The following is a 20752-nucleotide window of genomic DNA, read 5'->3' as shown; positions in this document are numbered from 1 at the left end:
CGCCTGATCGATTCCGACTTCCGGCACCAATTGCCGCATCCTTGGCGTATCGCGGGGAGACCCGTGTGCGTCCGCGTGCCCGTGTGTAGGTCGGAGAGGGGCTTCAGGCTATGAGTGCTGGACCGGTGTCCGCGTTCGACGTCGTCGGCGTGCGGGGGCGTGGTTACCGTCCGGAGCAGGTGGACCGCGCGGTGGCGGAGCGGAGCGCCGAGCGGGACAGGGCGCTCGCGGAGGTCGTACGGCTGGAGCGGCAGGCGCAGGAGCTGGCGGCCGGGGCGGCCCGGCTGGCGGAGATCGTGGCCGGGCTGCCGGAGCAGGATTACGCGGAGCTGGGCGAGCGGGCGCAGGCCCTGCTGGCGCTCGCCGGGGAGCAGGCCGAGGCGCTGCGCGTGGACGCGGAGGCGGCGGGCCAGGAGCTGGCGGACGCGGCCGACGCGGAGGCCCGTGCGCTGGCGGACGCGGCGCGTGGGGCGGCCGACGCGGTACGGGCCGCTGCCGTGGCGGCGGCGGAGGAGCGGGTCGCGGAGGCGGTCCGGGAGGCGGAGTCCGTGCTCGCGGCGGCCCGCAAGGAGGCCGGCGAGGTGCGCGGCGCGGCCGAGGAGGCGATGGCGCAGACCCGGAACCGTACGGCGAGCGTGCTGGCCCACCAGGACCAGGAGCACACGGAGCGCCACCAGGCCGCCGAGGCCGAGATCGCCGCGGCCGAGGCCGCGTCGGAGGCCCGCCGCCAGGAGCTGGCCGAGCGCGCGGAGACCCTCCTCGCGGAGGCGTCCCGCATCCTGTCGGAGGCCCGGGAGGCGGCCCGTCACGGCCAGGAGGACGCGGAGGCGCGAGCGGCGGAGATCCTCTCGGAGGCCCGGGTGAGCGAGGAGCGGATCGTGCGGGAGACGGAGCGCGTGCTGCGCGAGCACGAGGAGGGCCGCGAGGAGGTCCAGGCGCACATGGCGCACGTCCGCAGCTCGCTGGCGGCGCTGACGGGGCGGGTGTCGGGGACGGTGGAGGGCTGACTTTCCGGCGTCGGCGGAGGCATCGGTGGCCGGTACCCCTTGCGCATGTCTGTTCGGGCGAGCTGAATTGTCAGTGCGGTTTGCATTTTCCCGCTCTCCGCGCACGTTCGCCGCACAAGGGAGTGTTCATGCCCGCCCGAATACCGGACATTCTGTCACCAGAGTTCGAGAGGGACCCGTACGGGGCGTATCGGCAGATGCGTGACGGTGACCCGCTCAGCTGGCACGAGGCCACCGGCAGTTACATCGTCTCGCGTTATGAGGACGTCGAGAGGATCTTCAAGGACAAAAAAGGCGAATTCAGTACGGAGAACTACGACTGGCAGATCGAGCCGGTGCACGGTCGGACGATTCTCCAGCTCAGCGGGCGGGAGCACGCCGTGCGCCGGGCCCTGGTCGCCCCCGCCTTCCGGGGCAGCGACCTGCGGGACAAGTTTTTACCGGTCATCGAGCGCAATTCGCGCGAGCTGATCGACACATTCCGGGCCGCCGGATCCGTCGACCTGGTCACCGACTACGCCAGCCGCTTCCCGGTCAACGTCATCGCGGACATGCTGGGTCTCGACAAGTCCGACTACGACCGTTTTCACGGCTGGTACACGGCGGTCATCGCCTTTCTCGGCAATCTCTCGGGCGACCAGGAAGTGGTGCGGGCGGGTGAGCGCACGCGGGTCGAGTTCGCCGAGTACATGCTGCCGGTCATCCGCGCGCGGCGCGCGGCGCCGGGGGACGACCTGCTGTCGGTCCTGTGCACCGCGGAGGTCGACGGGGTGCGGATGAGCGACGAGGACATCAAAGCGTTCTGCAGTCTGCTGCTGGCGGCCGGGGGCGAGACCACCGACAAGGCCATCGCGGCGATCTTCACCAACCTGCTGCTGCACCCGGAGCAGTTGGAGGCGGTCCGGGCAGACCGCGAGCTGATCCCCCGGGCGTTCGCGGAGACCCTGCGCTACACACCGCCCGTCCACATGATCATGCGGCAGTCGACCACGGAGGTCGAGCTCAGCGGCGGTACGGTCCCGGCGGGCGCCACGGTCACCTGTCTCATCGGCGCGGCCAACCGTGACGAGAAGCGCTACCGGGATCCCGACTCCTTCGACATCTTCCGGGATGACCTGACTGCCACGAACGCCTTCTCGGCTGCCGCCGACCATCTGGCCTTCGCGCTGGGCCGCCACTTCTGTGTCGGTGCGCTGCTGGCCAAGGCGGAAGTGGAGACGGGGGTCGGCCAGTTGCTGGACGCCATGCCTGATCTCCGGCTGGCCGAGGGCTTCGACCCGGTCGAACGCGGTGTCTTCACCCGCGGGCCGCAGAGCCTGCCGATCCGGTTCACCCCGGTCTCGGGCTGACCGGAGGAGCGTGGGCGGCCGGAGCGCGTACGCCGGCCGCCCACGCCCCTGCCGACTCACCTACCGCGTCACCGGGCTGAAGACGACCGGCAGTTCCGACAGCCCCCGCATCCAGACCGAGGGGCGCCAGCGGAGCTCCGCCGGGTCCACCGCGAGCATCAGGTCGGGCAGCCGTTCCAGCAGCGTCTCCACCGCCGTCCGGGCCATCACGTCCGCCAGCAGGGGTGCCGGGTAGGGGCAGCGGTGCTCGCCGCTGCTGAAGGACAGGTGCGCGGCGTTCTCGGCTCCGACGTACGACTCCGGCCAGATCTCCGGGTCGGTGTTGGCCGCGGCGATCCCGAGGACGAGGCAGTCGCCGGCCCGGATGTGCCGCCCACCGAGCTGGACGTCCCGTACGGCCCAGCGGCCGATGAAGTTCTGGGTCGGGGTGTCCAGCCACAACACCTCGTTGAGCGCTTCGCCGACGCTGAGCCGGCCGCCGGAGACGTTCAGTGCGAACCGTTCGTCCGTCAGCAGCAACCGCAGGGTGTTGCAGATCCAGTTGGCCGTGGGCTGCTGGGCGGCGGCGATCACCGAGATCAGGTCCTGGACGATCTGCTCGTCCGTCAGCCCCTCCGGGTGGGTGACCAGCCGGGAGGTGACGTCGTGGCCCGGGGCGGCGCGGCGCTCCTGGACCAGCCGGCGCAGCCGGTCGCCGACGCGCCCGTAGGCGGCCACCGGATCCTCCCCCTCGTTCGCGTCGAGTGAGATGCGCAGGTCGTCGACGAGCGACTGGGTGTCGTCCCCCGTCAGGGGCATGCCGCACAGCTGGACCACGGCCCGCATCGGCAGCGCGTGGACGAAGCTGCTCATCAGCTCCGTACGGCCGCTTCCGGCAAAGGCGGTGATGAGCTGGTCGGCGATGTCGGCGCAGTCACGGGCCAGTTCGAACTGGTCCACGGACTCCAGGGCCTCGGTGATCACCCCGGCTCTGCGCCGGTGCTCGTCGCCCTCGGTGAAGAGCACCGAGGGCTGGTATCCGACGTAGGGGAGCAGCGGCCAGTCGGCGGGGATGTTCTCCCACTGGTTCCAGCGGCGGGAGTCCCGGGCGAAGATCTCGTCGTGCTCGGTGACGTAGGACAGCTCCGCGTAGCCGAGCACCAGCCAGGCGGGGATGTCCGCGTCCAGGAGTACCGGGGCCACCGCGCCGTGCTCCGACCGCAGGGAGCGGTACAGCTCGGTGGGCGTCTGCTGGTAGGAGTTTCCTGACAGGCGCACCGCCCCCCGGCCGGCCGGGCAGCCGGGGGCGGCGGTGGGACCGAAGGCGGGGCTGGAGGTACTCATGGGGTCGCCTCCCGGGCGAGGGCCATCGTGCGCAGATGGTCGACGAGGGTGATCAGCACGTTCTTGCTGGATGTCCGGACCCGTGCGTCGCAGTCGACCATGGGGACGTGCGGGGGCAGGGCCAGGGCCTGGCGGATCTCGTCGAGGGAGTACGTGGTGTCGTGGTCGAACCGGTTCACCGCGACCACGAACGGGGTTCCGTGGTGCTCCAGTCGGTCGATCGCGTACCAGGAGTCGTCCATCCTGCGGGTGTCCACCAGGACCACGGCGCCGAGGGTGCCGGAGAACAGCCGGTCCCACAGGAACCAGAAGCGCTTCTGGCCCGGGGCGCCGAAGAGGTAGAGCACCATGCGCTCGTTGAGGCTGATGCGGCCGAAGTCGAACGCCACCGTGGTGGTCGTCTTGCCGTCGACGCCACTCGTCTCGTCGACCCCGACGCCCGCCTGGGTCATGACTTCCTCGGTGTTGAGGGGGCGGATCTCGCTCACCGAGTGGACGAGGGTGGTCTTGCCCACGCCGAAGCCCCCGACGACGACTATCTTCAGACCGGTCTCCGCGGCGTCGGCCAAGGGCGTGCGCTGCGCGGGCAGGTCAAAGCCTACGGAGTCCATGGAGCACCTCCATCAGCAGGTCGGAGTCGGCGAGCGCGGCGGGGGAGTTCGCGGCGCGGGGGTGGCGGGCGGTGATGCGGCCTGCGGTGTGCAGGTCGTCGAGGAGGATGCGCACCACGGTGACGGGGAGGGAGAGTTCGGCTGCGACCTCGACGACGGCCGTGGGGTGCCGGCACAGTTCGAGGATGCGGGCGTGTTCCGACTGCATGCCCGTGGTGGGCCGGGACTCGCTGACGACGAGGGTCACCAGGTCGAAGGAGTCCTCGGACCGGCTGCGTCCGCCGGTGACCGTGTAGAGCCGGTCGGGGGGACCGGTGTCGACGGGCCGGAGGGTCATGACAGGCTCCCCGGGGCCCCGCCACGTGGTGCGGCGCGCAGATGGTCGCCGATCTGCTCGACCATCTGCGTCATGTGGTGGCCCACCGCACTCGGGTCGGCCTCCTCCGAGGCGACCACGGCCAGGTGGGCGCCCTCGCCGGCTTCCACGATGAAGAGCAGACCGCCGTGGAACTCGGTCATGGAGTGCCGGACGCCGCCGGTGCTGTCGCCGAACTCGATGGACGCCCCCTGGGCCAGTGCCTGCATGCCCGAGCAGATGGCGGCCAGCTGGTCGGCCTGGTCGAGGGTGAGGTGTTCGGTCCAGCAGAGTTTCAGTCCGTCCCGTGACAGGGCCAGGGCGTGGCGCGTTCCGGGGGTCTGCTCCAGCAGCCTCTGCAGGAGCCAGGTGAGGCTGGTGTCTGTGGTCTGCATGATGTGTGACGGGACCGTGCGGGCCAGGAGGCCGGCTGTACGGCCCGTACCTCCAATCTCGGAAGGTTCGAGCGAGGGTCTCCGATGCGCCGGGCACCGGGGGATGGGCGTGCCGGGCTAGGGGGTGCCGGGGGGCGGCGTGGCCCGGCTGTCCGAATCTCCGGGGCTCTCCTGGGGCCGGCGTCCCCGCTGGAAGGCCCCGAACTGCTGGGACGCGCTGCGCGGCGGGGACTTCCTGGTTGCGCCGCCCTCCGCCGGAGCCCGGCCCGCGGGGGTGCCCCGGTGCCGTCCGTGTTCCCGCTCGGCCTCTCCCATGGTCCGGCCCGGGGTGCGTACGGGCAGGCCGTTGGGGGTGGACGAGGCCGCGGGCTTGACCGGGGGAGCCGTCGGCTCCGGTACCGGCGGGCGGACCGTCTCCCGTACGGGCTCCGGGTGCCGGGGCGGCAGTTCGTACCGGGCCGGCGCGTGGTCGGCGGCCGGGACGGGTTCCGGGGGCGTGAGGGCGGCCGGTGCCGGGGCTGTCAGGGGTACGGGGGTGAGGTCGGGGGGTGTGGCGGGCGCGGGGAGGGACCGTACGGGGGTGCCGGTGGGAGGCGTCACCGAGGAGGCGGGCGGAGGCACGGAGGCTCCGGTCGCGGCCCCGGGACGGCTCGGGGCCGCGGGCAGGCCGGGAGCCCGTTGGGTGTCGCGGTTCTCCTGGGCGACCAGCTGACGGGGCAGCAGGACCACGACGCCTGTTCCGCCCCGGGAGGACGGCCGGTAGTTGACGCTGATCTGGTGCTTGAGCGCGAGCTGTCCCACGACGGCCAGGCCGAGCCGGGTGCCCTGGAGCGAGGCGAGGTCGGTCAGTCGTCCGGAGACGGAGTCCGCGGCCCGGCGCATGGCGGCGTCGGCCATCTTCAGACCGCTGTCCTCGATGGTGACGACGATGCCGGTGCCGCGTTCCTCGACGTAGACGTGGACCTCGTCGATGGGGGGCGAGAAGTTGGCGGCGTTGTCCATCAGTTCGGCCAGCAGGTGCATGACGCCCTCGGCGGCGAAGCCGGAGATGGCGGCGGTGGACGAGCAGTGCAGCCGTACGCGCTGGTAGGCCGCGATGCGTCCGACCGCGCCGCGCAGGATGCTCTCCATGACGATCGGCCTGTTCCAGGCGCGGCTGGGCCGTCCGCCCATCAGGAGGGCCAGCCGGTCCGTCATGAGGCCGAGTTGGGAGGTGGTGTGGTCCAGCTTCAGCAGGTCGCCGAAGACCTCCTCGCCGTGACGTTCCTGCATGGTGCGCAGATCGGCGAGCATGCTCACGGCCTTCGCCTGGACCCGGCTGAGGGCTTTGGCCGAGGCGGTCTGGGCGGCCAGGGCGCGACGCTCGCTGAGCGCGAGCTCGCGGACCACCGACTCGGCCGATGTGCGCAGCAGCGGGTGCTCGGGCAGCAGGGTCGCGGCGCGCACCGAGGCGCCGGTTTCTCCCGCGCGCAGCCGTACGGTCACCGACGGAAGCGTCTCCCTGGTGAACCGCTGCACCTCGGCGGTCATCACCTCCAGCTCGTCGCGCAGCCGGGTGATCTCCCCGCCCAGCTCCTCACGCAGCTGGGCGTTGCCCGCCTGGAGCGAGGCGGCCTGCTGCCCCTGCTCCTCGACGGTGGCAGCGGCGATGTGCAGCAGCTTGCGGTGGCGGGGGCTGCGCGGCGGGGGCACCTGGTCGAGTGCGGCGGCGGTGTTCCAGCCGCCGCGCACCAGCCTGACCACGGCGGGCAGGGCCACGTCGGACGTGTGGGCCGCGTCCGCTTCGAGGGCCGCTGTCGACGCCTTGAGCCGGTCGGCCTCGACGGTCCGTTCCGTCGCCGTGCGCTGCGCCCTGACGATCAGCCGGCGGGCGGTGACGAGCGTGATGGCCACCACCAGCCACGCGGCGACGGCGACGGCAGCGGCCCAGCCGTGTGCGCCTTGGGGTGCCAGGGCCACGGCCACGGCCGCGGCTGCGGCGCTCAGCGCCAGCAGGGCCCAGACCGGGGCTGTCACGGTCGTCGGTGCCTTCATCGGTCGCCGCTGTGTGGGGGGTTCGGGTTTGGGCATTGATGCGGGTCCCTCAGTTCATGCCGAGCAGAAGGTGTGGGGCCGCCTCGGAAGCCGTACCACAAGGGCGGGCGGAGATAGGGCGAGGCGGGAAGGCCCCTGTCCGGTAGGCAGAGGCCTCATCGTAGCCATCCTGAAGCACGGAATGATCTGCCGAGCGGCATAGTCCCGTGGCAGTACGAGATTGTCGTGAACTGTGCGCAGTCGCATGTCCGTTGCGCCGTTGGTGGTACTCCCTGCGGCGAAGCCGGAAAGGCAAGGGAAAACGCCGTCCGGCAGCTGTGACGGTGGGCGAGCCGGCGATGGCACACTCGCCCGAGTATTCGGGTGAAAGCGCGATATGCGTGCGACGTTGACTCGTTCGGGGGTTATTCTTTCGGCCAATCTGCCTTGATTCTGCTGACCGTTGTACGACCCTGCCGACTCGTGCAAACGCTGGCTGACTCGTGTATGTGGAGAGAAAGTGCAAACCGGTGTGCGTGCCGAGAAGGCGGACCCCTGCTACCGGAGGTTTCTCCGGTGGTGGCTCAGCCGGTGAGGACGCCGCGCACGAAGGCGGTCCAGGCGGCGGTGGTGAGCACGAGGGCCGGACCGCCGGGGTTCTTGCTGTCACGGACCGGGACGACGCCGGGGAATCCGTCCGCCACCTGCACGCAGTTGCCGCCCTCCTGGTTGCTGTAGTTGCTGCTGCGCCAGGCGGCGGCGGTCAGGTCGGGACGGGACGCGGCTTGCACAGTAATCGGCCTCCAGCACGGAACGGATCAGGTCGAGCGACATCAGCGGCGGGAGTGCCATCGCCCTGAGGTGATCGTAGGTCAGAACGAACCGTGCGACCTCGTCCGGTTCCTCGGTCAGCCGGCCGCTGTGCGCGCCTTCCGTGTAGGCCACTTCGGAGCCGTCCGGCATGACGAGCACGGTGAGGGAGCCGCCCAGCGAGCCGTGCTCGCCCTGGTCGAACGGCAGCACCTGGAGGGTGATGCCGGGCTCCTCGGCCAACCGGAGCAGCTTCTCCAACTGGCCGCGCATCACCGCCTTCCCGCCGACCGGCCGACGGAGCACGGCCTCGTCGAGGATGATCCACAGATGGGGCCGGTCCGGACCGGTGAGCCGGATCTGGCGATCCAGCCGGGCCGTGACGCGTTCCTCCAGATGCTCGGCGTCCCGCAGCGAGTAGCCGACGCTCAGCAACGCCCGCGCGTACTCCGGGGTCTGCAGCAGGCCCGGCACGGCGTGCGAGGCGTACTCGCGGATGACCTTGGCCCGCGCCGCGTACGCGATGAACGCCTGCGACCAGTCCGGGAACGCCTCACGGTGCACGAACGGCAACAGGTCGATCAGCAGATCGTCCGCCACCAGTTCGCGATCCAGGTTCCGCGTCAGCTCCAGTGTCGGTTTCGCGCCGGTCGCTCGCTCGATCTGGTTGATGCGGCTGCCCACCACGTGCGTGAGGACGCCCACTTCGGTCTGGGTGAGTCCGGCCGCCTCGCGGAGCTTGCGCACACGGGTGCCGAAGAGGGCGGCCATCGAGGCCTGCGGGTCAATTGCTTTGGCCACGGCGTTACTTCCGTTCCTTACAGCCTGCGAGGTAAGGCGCTGTCACCTTCCGAGGCTAGGGCGGACGGCCGACTCTTGAGTACGGAACGTCACGGAACCCGCACGTGTGGGTGACGTGAGGAGCGTCGAGCGAGCGGATGACCGGCATGAGCGGCAAGAGCGGTGGGAACGGCGTGCGCGGTGCGAGTGGCGAAAGGACCACGCCGGCGACGGAGAGCGACGGGCGACGGGAGGACCCGCCGATCCCACGCGGCTTCGGGCTGAACGGCAACGGGTACGGCTCGCTGTCCCGGCAGTTCCCGTCCACGCCGCAGGGCGCGCAGGAGGCGCGGCACGCCGTGGTGCGGCAGTTGGGGCAGTGGGGGTTCGGGCCGATGGCGGACGTGTCGTGCGCCGTGGCGCTGGTGGTGGCGGAGCTGGCCGCCAACGCGGTGCGGCACGGGAGCCTGCCGGGGCGGGAGTTCGCGGTGCGGGTGGACTACGAGGGGGCCGCGAGCCGGTTCCGTATCGAGGTTTCGGACGCGCGGCTCGGCCGGACGCCCGGGGAGGCGGTGCTGCCGCCGGATGACCGGGAGTCGGGGCGTGGGCTGTTCCTGGTGGAGTGCCTGGCGACGCGGTGGGGATGGGAGCCGCGCAACCCGGTCGGGAAGACGGTGTGGGCGGAGGTGGCGGCTCCGGGGCGGCCCAGCGGCCGGTGAGGCGCCTGGCTGTGGCGAGGCGGAGCGCGACGGGGGCGGTAAGCGGTTTCGGTGACTTGGCGGAGGGCAGGCGGGGTTGGACCGCGTGAGGGCCTGACCACCCGATACCGCCGCTCAAGGGGTGAGCGGATGGCGGGGCCTCCATGACATTCGAGGAGCGCATTCATGCGAACGAGCCGGATCGCCGTCACCGCCGCAGCTGTTGTCGCGGGACTCACACTGTCCGCGTGCGGGGGCGACGACAGCACGACGAACGCGGACAACGCCTCGTCTTCCTCGCCCAGTTCCCCTCCTGCCGAGGAGCGGACGGAATCCGCTCCCGCCGAGCAGCCGGAAGGCGAGTCCGGCGAGGCAGGATCACCGGAGGCGGAAGCGCCGGACCAGGGCTCGGCGGGTCAGGGGTCCGGTGGCGCCGGGACGAAGCCGGAGAGGTGCCACACGGACGATCTCAAGATCACGGCGACCGCCGCGACCATCAGCGGTGACGAGACCGAGACCGTCGCCGTCGAGCTGATGAACAAGTCCGGTCGCGCGTGCTCCATCAAGGGGTTCGCGGGGGTGAACCTGCTGTCGAGCGAGGGTGCGATCCCCGCGACGCGCAGGGACCAGACGGACGGCGGCACGGTGCTGAAGAGCGGCGAGCCCACCTACTTCGGCATCTTCTACAAGAAGAACGAGTCCGGTGGTTCGGGCGTCAAGATCAAGGGCCTCGTGGTCACGCCCCCGGACGAGAAGAAGTCCGTGACCCTCAAGTGGCCGGGCAAGCCCTCGCTCCCGATCACCGACAGCCCGGAGACCACGGTGGAGATCGGCCCGATGGGCAGCGTCGGACAGGGGCAGGGGTGACCGCCTGGCGGAGAGGGGCAGGGGCGAGCGGCTGGCGGTGGGGGGCAGGGGCGAGCGGCTGAGTCAGGCGGCGGGGCTCTGCTTGCCGTCCTTCCCGGTGCCGGCCGTCTCCGCCGTGAGTGTCTCGGTGCCGGCCGTCTCGGTGCCGCCCGTCTCGGTGATCACCGGGAAGTGGCGCGGCGCGAGGACGACGAGGGCGAGCAGGGCCAGGGCCGCCGCACCGGCCGCGCCGATGTAGACGTAGTCCACCGCCGCGTCCACCGCCCGCCGCAGGTAATCCGTGGCCGCCGCCGACAGCGCGCCCGGATCCTCCAGCGTACGGGCGACCGCGTCCAGGTCGTCGGGGAGGCCGGGTACGGGGGCGTCGAGGAGGCGGGCGGCCAGCACGCTGTTCGCCACCGCGCCGAAGACCGCCGCGCCGATGCTCTGGCCGACCTGGCGGCAGAAGAGGACGGACGCCGTCGTCGTACCGCGCTCCGCCCATCCCACCGTCGACTGCACGCCCACGATCAGCGGGAGTTGGAAGAGGCCGAGGGCCGCGCCGAGGAGCAGCATGATCAGGGCGGGCTGCCAGGGTTCGCCGGGGTAGGGGAGCAGCGGGAAGGCGAGCAGGATCAGCAGCGCGGCGCTCATGCCGATGATGGCGGTGAGGCGGAAGCCGATGCGGTTGTAGACCCGGTCGGAGAGCGCCGCCGAGACCGGCCAGCTCAGCGTCATGACGGAGAGCACGAATCCGGCGGCGATCGGGCCGAGGCCGAGGACCGACTGCGCGTACGTCGGGAGGAAGACGGTCGGCGCGACCATCAGGAGCCCCATCGCGCCGAGCGCCAGGTTGACCGAGGCGATGGTGCGGCGGCGCCAGACCCAGCCCGGGATGATCGGTTCGGCCGCGCGCCGCTCGATGACGACGGTCAGGGCCGCCAGCGCCGCACTCGCCGTGAACAGGCCGAGCGAGGGCGCCGAGAGCCATGGCCAGGCGACTCCGCCCTGCACGAGCGCGGTGAGCAGCAGGGTGCCGGTCGCGAAGACGGCGAGCGCGCCCGCCCAGTCGATACGGGGACGGGTCTTCGGGCGCGGACGTGCGGGTTCGTGGAGGTGGCGGGCGACCAGCCAGAGGGCGATCGCGCCGACGGGGAGGTTGATGAGGAAGATCCACCGCCAGTCGGCGTACCCGGCGAGCAGCCCGCCGACCACCGGACCGGCCACCGCAGAAGTGGCCCAGACGGTGGACAGCTTGGCCTGGATGCGCGGGCGTTCCTTCAGGGGGTAGAGGTCGGCGGCGATGGTCTGGACGGTGCCCTGGAGAGCGCCGCCGCCGAGGCCCTGGACGATGCGGAAGGCGATGAGCGCGCCCATGTTCCAGGCGGCTGCGCAGAGTATGGAGCCGACGAGGAAGAGGATGATCCCGGCGATCAGGACCGGCTTGCGGCCGAAGGTGTCGGAGAGCTTGCCGTACACCGGGAGCGTGACGGTGACGGCGAGGAGGTAGCCGGAGAAGAGCCAGGAGAAGACGGTGAACCCGCCGAGGTCGCCGACGATCTGCGGTACGGCTGTGGAGACGATGGTGCCGTCGATGGCGGCCAGCGCCATGCCGAGCATGAGGGCCGCGACGACGGGGCGGCGGCCGCGCGGGGTGGTGAGGGGGGCGGGTGCGCCTGGCTCGGCCGTTCCGCGCGTGCTGTGCCCACCGCCCGTGCCGCCTGTGCCGTTTCCGGCTTTCGTACCGTCGGCGCCGTTCCTGGCCTCGGTACCGCCCGTGCCGCCGGCGCTGCTCCTGGCCTCCGTGCCGCCCGTACCGCCTGTGCCGTTCCTGGCTTCCGTACCGCCTGTGCCGTTCCTGGCCTCGCTACCGTCCGTACCGTCCTTGGCCTCCGTGCCGCCCACCGGTTTTCCTTCCCTATGCACGTATCTCCCGGGGCACTGTCTCATCCCGGGCGGTGGCGTGGGGGCGTTCGGGCGGGGTCGTGGCTGCGGGAGCGGCCGGGTTCAGAGGTGCGGCACGGGTGGGAGGCCGGTCCAGCGCAGGTCGGCGGGGAGGTGGCGCATGTCGTTGGCCAGGAGGACGGAGGCGGGGCGGTCGGGCGGGTACCGGATGACGGTCAGGGCCGCGTTGGCGTGGTTGAGGCCGAGCCAGCGCCACTCGGGGGCGTACATGGCGTCCCGTACGAGCCAGGCGACCAGGAAGTTGTGGGTGACGACCAGTTCGTGCCGGTCCTCCTCCCCGTCGACCGGGCCGGTGAACCGCTCCTGTGCCCGGCGGGCCAGCGCCGGGCCGTGCTGCCGCTCCGCCTCGCCGGCTCCTTCGACGAAGCGGAGGAAGAAGTCTGCGTACTCCGGCGGGAGTTCCTCCCGGGTCGGCAGGTGGGGCACGTAGTCGCCGGCGAGTTCCGAGCGGTGCAGCGGGACGACGTCCTTCAGCTGGTCGCCGATCAGGCGCGCGGTCTCCTCGGCCCGGGGGAGCGGGCCGTGGTGGACGGCCGTGAAGGGGACGTCCACGAGGCGGCGGCCGAGCAGAGTGGCCTGGCGGCGGCCGTTCTCCGTCAGACCGCTCTCGTCGGGTGTCGCCTCGCCGTGGCGGACGAGGTGGAGGTAGCGGGTGGCGGTCATGTATTGGTCTCTCCCGGGTGCGCCGGCGATCTTGTCCTGGGTGGACGCGCCGCCTCCGGTCGTGGTTCCCGGAGGGTGACCCTGACACCGCCTCCCTCCGGAGGACGACTCCCCCTAGGGGGCACCCCCTCATAGTGGCCAGGGCCCCTTCCTCCCGGCGGAGGACGTGGACCGTGAGAGCCCTTCCTTAACCTGTTCTTACGTCGCACCTGCGGCCCGCAGCAGGGGGGAAGGTGGGGAAAACCCCACCTCAAGACTGCGCTGGGCACCATCGCGCCGGACAGCTTGCTGAACCCAGACTTGGAACGTACTCGACGACCGACGACGTCCAGTCGTCCATCGACACGGTTCCGCCATCGATCGACATAGGAGACATACCGTGACAACGGCTGTAACCATTCCCAGGCACGGGGGCACTGGAGGGCGTACGGCCGTCGCGGCGCGAGCGCGGCAGGTCGTCAAGGCGTACGGCAGCGGGGAGACCCGGGTCGTCGCGCTCGACCATGTCGATGTGGACATCGCCCGCGGGCAGTTCACGGCGATCATGGGCCCGTCCGGCTCCGGCAAGTCGACGCTGATGCACTGCCTGGCCGGTCTCGACACGGTGACGTCGGGCGAGATCTTCCTCGACGAGACCGAGATCACCAAGCTCAAGGACAAGAAGCTCACCCAGCTCCGGCGCGACCGGATCGGCTTCATCTTCCAGGCGTTCAACCTGCTCCCGACGCTCAACGCGCTGGAGAACATCACGCTGCCGATGGACATCGCGGGCCGCAAGCCGGACGCCGGCTGGCTCCAGCAGGTCGTGGAGACCGTCGGGCTCGCCGACCGCCTCAAGCACCGCCCCACCCAGCTCTCCGGAGGCCAGCAGCAGCGCGTCGCGGTCGCCAGGGCGCTCGCCGCCCGGCCGGAGATCATCTTCGGTGACGAGCCGACCGGGAACCTGGACTCCCGGGCCGGCGCCGAAGTCCTCTCCTTCCTCCGGAAGTCGGTCGACGAGCTGGGCCAGACCATCGTCATGGTCACCCACGACCCCGTCGCCGCCTCCTACGCGGACCGGGTGCTCTATCTCGCCGACGGCTCCATCGTCGACGAGATGAACAACCCGACCGCCGAGCAGGTTCTCGACCGCATGAAGGACTTCGACGCACGCGGGCGGACGTCATGACCGTCTGGAAGACCTCGATGCGCAACTTCTTCGCGCACAAGGGCCGCATGGCCCTCTCCGCGGTGGCGGTGCTGCTCTCCGTGGCGTTCGTCTGCGGCACGCTCGTCTTCACCGACACGATGAACACCACCTTCGACAAGCTCTTCACCGTCTCCTCCCCGGACGTGACGGTCGGACCGAAGGCGGCCGAGGAGAACGACGAGCAGCCCATCGACGGCAAGCCCGCCTCGCTGCCCGCCTCGCTCGTCCAGCAGGTCGAGAAGGCCGACGGCGTGAAGCGGGCCGAGGGCGCCGCCTTCTCCATGGCGGTCACCGTCGTCGACAGCAAGAACAAGAACATGGGCTCCGAGACCGGCGCTCCCACCATCGCGAGCAACTGGACGCAGAACGACCTGCGGTCGATGGAGATCACCTCCGGAAACGCACCCCGTGGCCCCACCGAGGTGATGGTCGACGCCGACACCGCGAAGAAGCACAAGCTTGAGCTCGGCGACGAGCTGCGCACCATCACCGCCACCGGTGACATCAAGGCGAAGATCAGCGGCATCGCGTCCTTCACCGTCACCAACCCGGGCGCGGCCATCGTTTACCTCGACACCGCCACCGCACAGACCCGCCTGCTCGGCGGCCCCGACGTCTTCACCCAGATCCTGGTGACGGCCGAGGACGGCGTCAGCGACACCCAGCTCAAGAAGAACGTGGCCGCCGCGCTCGACGGCTCCGCCGCGTACAGGCTCCAGACCCAGGAGGAGGCCGCCGAGGCCAACAAGAACGAGATGGGCGCCTTCCTGGACGTCATGAAGTACGCGATGCTCGGCTTCGCCGGGATCGCCCTCCTCGTCGGCATCTTCCTCATCGTCAACACCTTCTCGATGCTGGTCGCCCAGCGGACCCGCGAGATCGGCCTGATGCGGGCCATCGGCTCCAGCCGCAAGCAGGTCAACCGGTCCGTGCTGCTGGAGGCGGTCCTCCTCGGCATCGTCGGCTCGGTCCTCGGTGTCGCCGCCGGTATCGGCCTCGCCGTCGGGCTGATGAAGCTGATGAGCGCCGTGGGCATGGAGCTCTCCACCAGGGACCTCACCGTCGCCTGGACGACGCCCGCCATCGGCCTCGCGCTCGGTGTCGTGGTCACCGTCCTCGCCGCGTACATCCCGGCCCGCCGGGCCGGCAAGGTCTCCCCGATGGCCGCGCTCCGCGACGCCGGAACCCCTGCCGACGGCAGCTCCGGCTGGGTCAGGGCCGGGATCGGCCTGGTCCTCACCGGGGCCGGTGCCGCCGCCCTGTGGGCGACGACGCAGGCCGACAAGGCCACCGAGGGCTCGGGGCTCCTCGCCGTCGGTGTGCTGCTGACCCTGATCGGCTTCATCGTGATCGGCCCGCTGCTGGCCGGTGTCGTCGTCCGGGCCCTCAGCGTGGTCGTCCTGCGGCTCTTCGGCCCGGTCGGCCGGCTGGCCGAGCGCAACGCGCTGCGCAACCCGCGGCGTACGGGAGCGACCGGCGCGGCCCTGATGATCGGGCTCGCCCTGGTGGCCTGCCTCTCCGTCGTCGGGTCCTCCATGGTGGCCTCGGCCACCGAGGAGCTCGACAAGTCGGTCGGCGCGGACTTCATCGTCCAGGACAGCGGTACGGGCCGGCCGATCGTGCCCCAGGCCGCCGAGGCGCTGCACGCCGTGCCCGGCCTGGAACACCTGACGGACTACACCTACCTCAAGGCGAAGATCACCGCTCCGGACGGCAGGACGGTCGACGAGGGCATCACCGCCACCGACCCGACGTACCAGCAGGACGTCCGCCGCACCGCCCTCTCCGGCGACCTCGCGAAGGCGTACGACAAGAACGCCATGTCGGTCGGTGAGGACTACGCCGAGAAGCACGGGGTCGAGGTCGGGGACACGCTCACCGTGGCGTTCACGTCCGGGCAGAGCGCGAAGCTGAAGGTCGCGGCCATCACCTCCGACGACACCAACATCGACCGCGGCGCGATGTACACCAACATGACCACGGCCACCTCCTACATCCCGGCCGACCGGATGCCGCAGAACGTGGCGATGTTCGGCAAGGCCGAGGAGGGCAAGGAGAAGGAGGCGTACGCGGCCCTCAAGAGCGCGCTCGCCGAGTACCCGGTCTACAAGGTGCAGAACCAGGCCGACTTCAAGGAGGACCTGAAGAACCAGATCGGCCAGCTCCTCAACATCGTCTACGGCCTGCTCGCCCTCGCGATCATCGTCGCGGTGCTCGGAGTGGTGAACACCCTCGCGCTCTCGGTGGTCGAACGGACCCGCGAGATCGGCCTGATGCGGGCGATCGGCCTCTCCCGCCGCCAGCTCCGCCGCATGATCCGGCTGGAGTCCGTGGTCATCGCCCTCTTCGGTGCGCTGCTCGGCCTGGGGCTCGGGATGGGCTGGGGGACGGCGGCGCAGAAGCTGCTGGCCCTGGAGGGTCTGGAGGTCCTGGAGATCCCGTGGCCGACGATCCTCACGGTCTTCGCCTGCTCGGCGCTGGTCGGACTCTTCGCCGCACTCGTCCCGGCCTTCCGGGCGGGCCGGATGAACGTCCTCAACGCCATCGCGACGGACGGCTGAGGCGCCACGCGACGAGCCTCCGGCTCCGGTTCGGGCTCCTGAACAGCCCTCTGGGCGGCCGGTGTTCACCGTAGGATGACCGGCAGGTCCCGGGGCGTTCCTCCAAACGCCCCGGGGCCGAATCCGTTCTCCACCCCGTTCCCCGACAGGGCCCGCCGGTCACGGCGGGCCCTGTCGGTCTGTTGCACGGGTTGTTGCACGGGCGGCCGCACCGAAGCCGCGCCGCTCGCCCCGCCCCGCCGCCGCCCGCCCCGGCTCTCGCCACCGCCACCGTCCTCGCCCACGTACGCCCCCGATACCCGATCCCTGACACCTGGTGTCCGTCTGTCTGGTTCCGTGCGCCGCCGGCGCGGCGCTCTGCGGGGCCGGACGGGTACCACCGGCTACCACCAGTAACCGCCGCGGTGCCCGAACGGGCACCGCGTAAAAAACTCCCCGGCCGACCGGCCCGGTGCACCGCCACAGCCCTCGATCGAGACGCTCCGGGAGCGTCCGACACCGGCCGGTGCGGAAGCGGCTGTCACCGCCGGGTCGTAGTCTGGAACCCCCGGCTCGTCCCACGCGTCGGGCTCTTCGCGTTGCCCCCTGGCAGCAGCCGGCTGCCGGCAACACCTGAAACACCTCATGACCCGGACGGATGCCCCTATGAGCTTGCACGGTCTGCTGGATGTCGTCGTGACGGACCCGGCGATCGCCGAGGCGGTGAAGGCCGCCGCCGACGGCCACCGCATGCATGTCGACCTGGTGGGTCCGCCCGGCGCCCGGCCGTTCGCCGTGGCCGCGCTGGCCCGGCAGACCGGCCGGACCGTGCTGGCCGTCACCGCGACGGGCCGGGAGGCCGAGGACCTGGCCGCCGCGCTGCGGACGCTGCTGCCGCCGGACACGGTGGCGGAGTTCCCGTCCTGGGAGACCCTGCCGCACGAGCGCCTCTCGCCGCGCTCGGACACCGTCGGCCGCCGCCTCGCCGTGCTGCGGCGCCTCGCGCACCCGCGCGAGGACGACCCGGAGACGGGTCCGGTCTCGGTGGTCGTGGCGCCGATCCGCTCGGTGCTCCAGCCGCAGGTCAAGGGGCTCGGCGAGCTGGAGCCGGTCTCCCTGTCGAGCGGGCAGAGCGCGGACCTGGGGGAGGTGGTGGACGCGCTGGCGGCCGCCGCCTACGCGCGGGTGGAGCTGGTGGAGAAGCGGGGCGAGTTCGCCGTACGCGGAGGGATCCTGGATGTCTTCCCGCCGACCGAGGAGCACCCCCTTCGGGTGGAGTTCTGGGGCGACGACGTGGAGGAGATCCGGTACTTCAAGATCGCCGACCAGCGGTCCCTGGAGGTCGCCGCGCACGGACTGTGGGCGCCGCCCTGCCGTGAGCTGTTGCTGACCGACGAGGTTCGGGAGCGGGCGGCGGCCCTCGCCGAGGCGCACCCGGAGCTGGGCGAGCTGCTCGGCAAGATCGCGGAGGGCATCGCGGTCGAGGGTATGGAGTCGCTGGCCCCGGTCCTGGTGGACGACATGGAGCTGCTGATCGACGTGCTGCCGAAGGGGTCGATGGCGCTGGTCTGCGACCCGGAGCGGGTCCGGACCCGGGCGTCCGATCTGGTCGCCACGAGCCAGGAGTTCCTCCAGGCGTCGTGGGCGGCGACGGCGGGCGGCGGCGAGGCCCCGATCGACGTGGGCGCGGCCTCGCTGCGGAGCATCGCGGACGTCCGGGACCGGGCCCGTGAGCTGGGGATGATGTGGTGGTCGACCTCCCCGTTCGCCGCCGACGACGCCGAGCACGACGAGGACACGCTCAAGCTGTCGATGCACGCCCCGGAGGCGTACCGGGGCGACACCGCCCGGGCGCTCGCCGACACCAAGGGGTGGCTGGCCGACGGCTGGCGCACGGTGTACGTCACCGAGGGCCAGGGCCTCGCCACCCGTACGGTCGAGGTGCTGGGCGGCGAAGGCATCGCGGCCCGTTTCGTCCCCGATCTCACCGAGATCGCCCCGTCCGTCGTCCACGTCTCCTGCGGGGCGATCGACCAGGGCTTCGTCGACCCGGCGCTGAAGCTGGCGGTGCTCACCGAGACCGACCTGACCGGCCAGCGCACCGCCACCAAGGACCTGGGCCGGATGCCGGCCCGCCGCAGGAAGACGATCGACCCGCTGACGCTGGAGGCGGGCGACTACATCGTCCACGAGCAGCACGGTGTCGGCCGGTACGTGGAGATGGTGCAGCGCACGGTCCAGGGCGCGACCCGCGAGTACCTGCTCGTCGAGTACGCCCCCGCCAAGCGCGGCCAGCCCGGCGACCGGCTCTACATCCCGACCGACCAGCTGGAGCAGGTCACCAAGTACGTCGGCGGTGAGGCCCCGACCCTGCACCGGCTCGGCGGCGCCGACTGGACGAAGACGAAGCAGCGGGCGAAGAAGGCGGTCAAGGAGATCGCCGCCGATCTGATCAAGCTGTACTCGGCCCGGATGGCGGCACCCGGCCACTCCTTCGCCCCCGACACCCCGTGGCAGCGGGAGCTGGAGGACGCGTTCCCGTACGCGGAGACGCCGGACCAGCTCTCCACGATCGCGGAGGTCAAGGAGGACATGGAGAAGACGGTCCCGATGGACCGGCTGATCTGCGGTGACGTGGGCTACGGCAAGACGGAGATCGCGGTCCGGGCGGCGTTCAAGGCGGTGCAGGACGGCAAGCAGGTGGCGGTCCTGGTCCCCACGACGCTCCTGGTCCAGCAGCACTATGGCACGTTCACCGAGCGGTACTCCCAATTCCCGGTCAACGTCAAGGCGTTGAGCCGCTTCCAATCGGACACGGAGTCCAGGGCGACCCTCGCGGGCCTGAAGGACGGCGCGGTCGACCTGGTCATCGGCACGCACCGCCTCTTCTCCTCCGAGACGAAGTTCAAGGACCTCGGCCTGGTCATCGTGGACGAGGAGCAGCGGTTCGGCGTCGAGCACAAGGAGCAGCTGAAGAAGCTCCGCGCCAACGTCGACGTCCTCACCATGTCCGCGACGCCCATCCCCCGTACGCTCGAAATGGCGGTCACCGGCATCCGCGAGATGTCCACGATCACCACCCCGCCGGAGGAGCGCCACCCGGTGCTGACCTTCGTCGGCCCGTACGAGGAGAAGCAGATCGGCGCGGCGATCCGCCGTGAACTCCTGCGCGAGGGCCAGGTCTTCTACATCCACAACCGGGTCGAGTCCATCGACCGGGCCGCCGCCCGCCTCCGCGAGATCGTCCCGGAGGCGCGGATCGCCACGGCCCACGGCCAGATGTCCGAACAGGCCCTGGAGCAGGTGGTGGTGGACTTCTGGGAGAAGAAGTTCGACGTCCTGGTCTCCACGACGATCGTCGAGTCCGGCATCGACATCTCCAACGCCAACACGCTGATCGTGGAGCGCGGCGACAACTTCGGCCTCTCCCAGCTCCACCAGCTGCGCGGCCGGGTGGGCCGAGGCCGCGACCGGGGTTACGCCTACTTCCTGTACCCGCCCGAGAAGCCCCTCACCGAGACGGCCCACGAGCGCCTGGCGACGATCGCCCAGCACACGGAGATGGGCGCGGGCATGTACGTGGCGATGAAGGACCTGGAGATCCGCGGCGCGGGCAACCTGCTCGGCGGTGAGCAGTCCGGCCACATCGCGGGCGTCGGCTTCGACCTGTACATCCGCATGGTCGGCGAGGCGGTCGCCGACTACCGGGCCCAGATGGACGGCGCCGTGGAGGAGGAGCCCCCGCTGGAGGTCAAGATCGAGCTCCCGGTCGACGCGCACGTCCCGCACGACTACGCCCCGGGCGAGCGCCTGCGCCTCCAGGCGTACCGCGCGATCGCCCAGGCCACCTCGGAGGACGACATCCGCGCGGTCCGCGAGGAGCTGACCGACCGCTACGGCCCGCTGCCCGAACCGGTCGAGAACCTCCTCCTGGTGGCCGGCCTGCGGATGCTGGCCCGCGCCTGCGGAGTCGGCGAGATCGTCCTCCAGGGCTCCAACATCCGCTTCGCTCCGGTGGAGTTGCGCGAGTCCCAGGAGCTGCGCCTGAAGCGCCTCCACCCGAAGACGGTCATCAAGCCCACGGCCCACCAGATCCTGGTCCCGCGCCCGACGACGGGCAGGATCGGCGGCAAGCCGGTGGTGGGCCGCGAACTGCTGTCGTGGACGGGGGAGTTCCTGACGACGATCCTGGGTTCGTGACGCCCGGG

At 71.2% G+C, this 20752-nt stretch carries 16 protein-coding genes; 7 read left to right on the top strand and 9 right to left on the bottom strand.

Annotated elements, in window-relative coordinates:
• Positions 1 to 110 precede the first annotated feature (110 nt).
• Both ACIRR8_RS25180 and ACIRR8_RS25175 read left to right on the top strand, forming a co-directional pair.
• On the top strand, positions 111 to 1007 hold the full coding sequence (locus ACIRR8_RS25180; protein ID WP_404068860.1) for a cellulose-binding protein: 897 nt from the start codon (positions 111 to 113) through the stop codon (positions 1005 to 1007).
• A gap of 197 nt (positions 1008 to 1204) precedes the next feature.
• Complete coding sequence (locus ACIRR8_RS25175) at positions 1205 to 2356, top strand: cytochrome P450 (RefSeq protein WP_404068857.1); 1152 nt, start codon at positions 1205 to 1207, stop codon at positions 2354 to 2356.
• Positions 2357 to 2416: 60 nt separating this feature from the next.
• Here ACIRR8_RS25175 and ACIRR8_RS25170 read toward each other — a convergent pair whose 3' ends face one another.
• The 7 genes from ACIRR8_RS25170 to ACIRR8_RS25140 form a co-directional block, all read right to left on the bottom strand.
• Positions 2417 to 3679: a cytochrome P450 gene (locus ACIRR8_RS25170; RefSeq protein WP_404068854.1), complete on the bottom strand. Its 1263-nt coding sequence runs from the start codon at positions 3677 to 3679 to the stop codon at positions 2417 to 2419.
• Positions 3676 to 4290 (bottom strand): ATP/GTP-binding protein, encoded by a 615-nt coding sequence (locus tag ACIRR8_RS25165; protein ID WP_355117966.1) that lies wholly within the window; start codon positions 4288 to 4290, stop codon positions 3676 to 3678. Before ACIRR8_RS25165 ends, ACIRR8_RS25170 begins: the two co-directional genes overlap by 4 nt.
• Positions 4271 to 4627 (bottom strand): DUF742 domain-containing protein, encoded by a 357-nt coding sequence (locus tag ACIRR8_RS25160; protein ID WP_355080796.1) that lies wholly within the window; start codon positions 4625 to 4627, stop codon positions 4271 to 4273. Before ACIRR8_RS25160 ends, ACIRR8_RS25165 begins: the two co-directional genes overlap by 20 nt.
• Positions 4624 to 5040 (bottom strand): roadblock/LC7 domain-containing protein, encoded by a 417-nt coding sequence (locus ACIRR8_RS25155; RefSeq protein WP_404068850.1) that lies wholly within the window; start codon positions 5038 to 5040, stop codon positions 4624 to 4626. The genes ACIRR8_RS25160 and ACIRR8_RS25155 overlap by 4 nt, the downstream gene beginning before the upstream one ends.
• Positions 5041 to 5157: 117 nt before the next feature.
• A complete protein-coding gene (locus tag ACIRR8_RS25150) occupies positions 5158 to 7074 on the bottom strand; it encodes an ATP-binding protein (protein WP_404068847.1) in 1917 nt (638 codons plus the stop codon).
• Positions 7075 to 7637: 563 nt separating this feature from the next.
• On the bottom strand, positions 7638 to 7757 hold the full coding sequence (locus ACIRR8_RS25145; protein ID WP_404068844.1) for a DUF397 domain-containing protein: 120 nt from the start codon (positions 7755 to 7757) through the stop codon (positions 7638 to 7640).
• Positions 7720 to 8634, bottom strand: coding sequence for a Scr1 family TA system antitoxin-like transcriptional regulator (locus ACIRR8_RS25140; RefSeq protein ID WP_404069437.1), 915 nt, complete (start codon positions 8632 to 8634; stop codon positions 7720 to 7722). The genes ACIRR8_RS25145 and ACIRR8_RS25140 overlap by 38 nt, the downstream gene beginning before the upstream one ends.
• 176 nt (positions 8635 to 8810) lie before the next feature.
• Between ACIRR8_RS25140 and ACIRR8_RS25135 the strand changes: the two genes are divergently transcribed.
• Together ACIRR8_RS25135 and ACIRR8_RS25130 are read left to right on the top strand one after the other, a co-directional pair.
• Positions 8811 to 9362 carry an ATP-binding protein gene (locus tag ACIRR8_RS25135; RefSeq protein WP_404069435.1) on the top strand — a complete coding sequence of 184 codons (552 nt, stop codon included), beginning with the start codon at positions 8811 to 8813 and terminating at the stop codon, positions 9360 to 9362.
• 165 nt (positions 9363 to 9527) lie between these two features.
• Positions 9528 to 10208, top strand: a complete 681-nt coding sequence (locus ACIRR8_RS25130; protein ID WP_404068842.1) for a DUF4232 domain-containing protein — start codon at positions 9528 to 9530, stop codon at positions 10206 to 10208.
• A gap of 63 nt (positions 10209 to 10271) precedes the next feature.
• Here ACIRR8_RS25130 and ACIRR8_RS25125 read toward each other — a convergent pair whose 3' ends face one another.
• Together ACIRR8_RS25125 and ACIRR8_RS25120 are read right to left on the bottom strand one after the other, a co-directional pair.
• Entirely contained in the window at positions 10272 to 11807 is a 1536-nt protein-coding gene (locus ACIRR8_RS25125) for an MFS transporter (protein ID WP_404069433.1), read from the bottom strand.
• Positions 11808 to 12194: 387 nt separating this feature from the next.
• Positions 12195 to 12815, bottom strand: coding sequence for a histidine phosphatase family protein (locus ACIRR8_RS25120; protein ID WP_404068839.1), 621 nt, complete (start codon positions 12813 to 12815; stop codon positions 12195 to 12197).
• 379 nt (positions 12816 to 13194) lie between these two features.
• Between ACIRR8_RS25120 and ACIRR8_RS25115 the strand changes: the two genes are divergently transcribed.
• The 3 genes from ACIRR8_RS25115 to mfd all read left to right on the top strand — a co-directional run bounded on the left by ACIRR8_RS25115 (position 13195) and on the right by mfd (position 20744).
• Positions 13195 to 13983, top strand: coding sequence for an ABC transporter ATP-binding protein (locus tag ACIRR8_RS25115; protein WP_404068836.1), 789 nt, complete (start codon positions 13195 to 13197; stop codon positions 13981 to 13983).
• A complete protein-coding gene (locus tag ACIRR8_RS25110; RefSeq protein WP_404068833.1) occupies positions 13980 to 16565 on the top strand; it encodes an ABC transporter permease in 2586 nt (861 codons plus the stop codon). Before ACIRR8_RS25115 ends, ACIRR8_RS25110 begins: the two co-directional genes overlap by 4 nt.
• Before the next feature lie 645 nt (positions 16566 to 17210).
• Complete coding sequence (gene mfd / locus ACIRR8_RS25105) at positions 17211 to 20744, top strand: transcription-repair coupling factor (protein WP_404068830.1); 3534 nt, start codon at positions 17211 to 17213, stop codon at positions 20742 to 20744.
• Positions 20745 to 20752: the final 8 nt, after the last annotated feature.

Source organism: Streptomyces sp. NPDC101178, assembly GCF_044767965.1.
In the GTDB taxonomy this organism is placed as follows: Bacteria; Actinomycetota; Actinomycetes; order Streptomycetales; family Streptomycetaceae; genus Streptomyces.
Note: the sequence above shows the minus strand (reverse complement) of the source record. Positions and strands in the feature narration are given on the sequence as shown.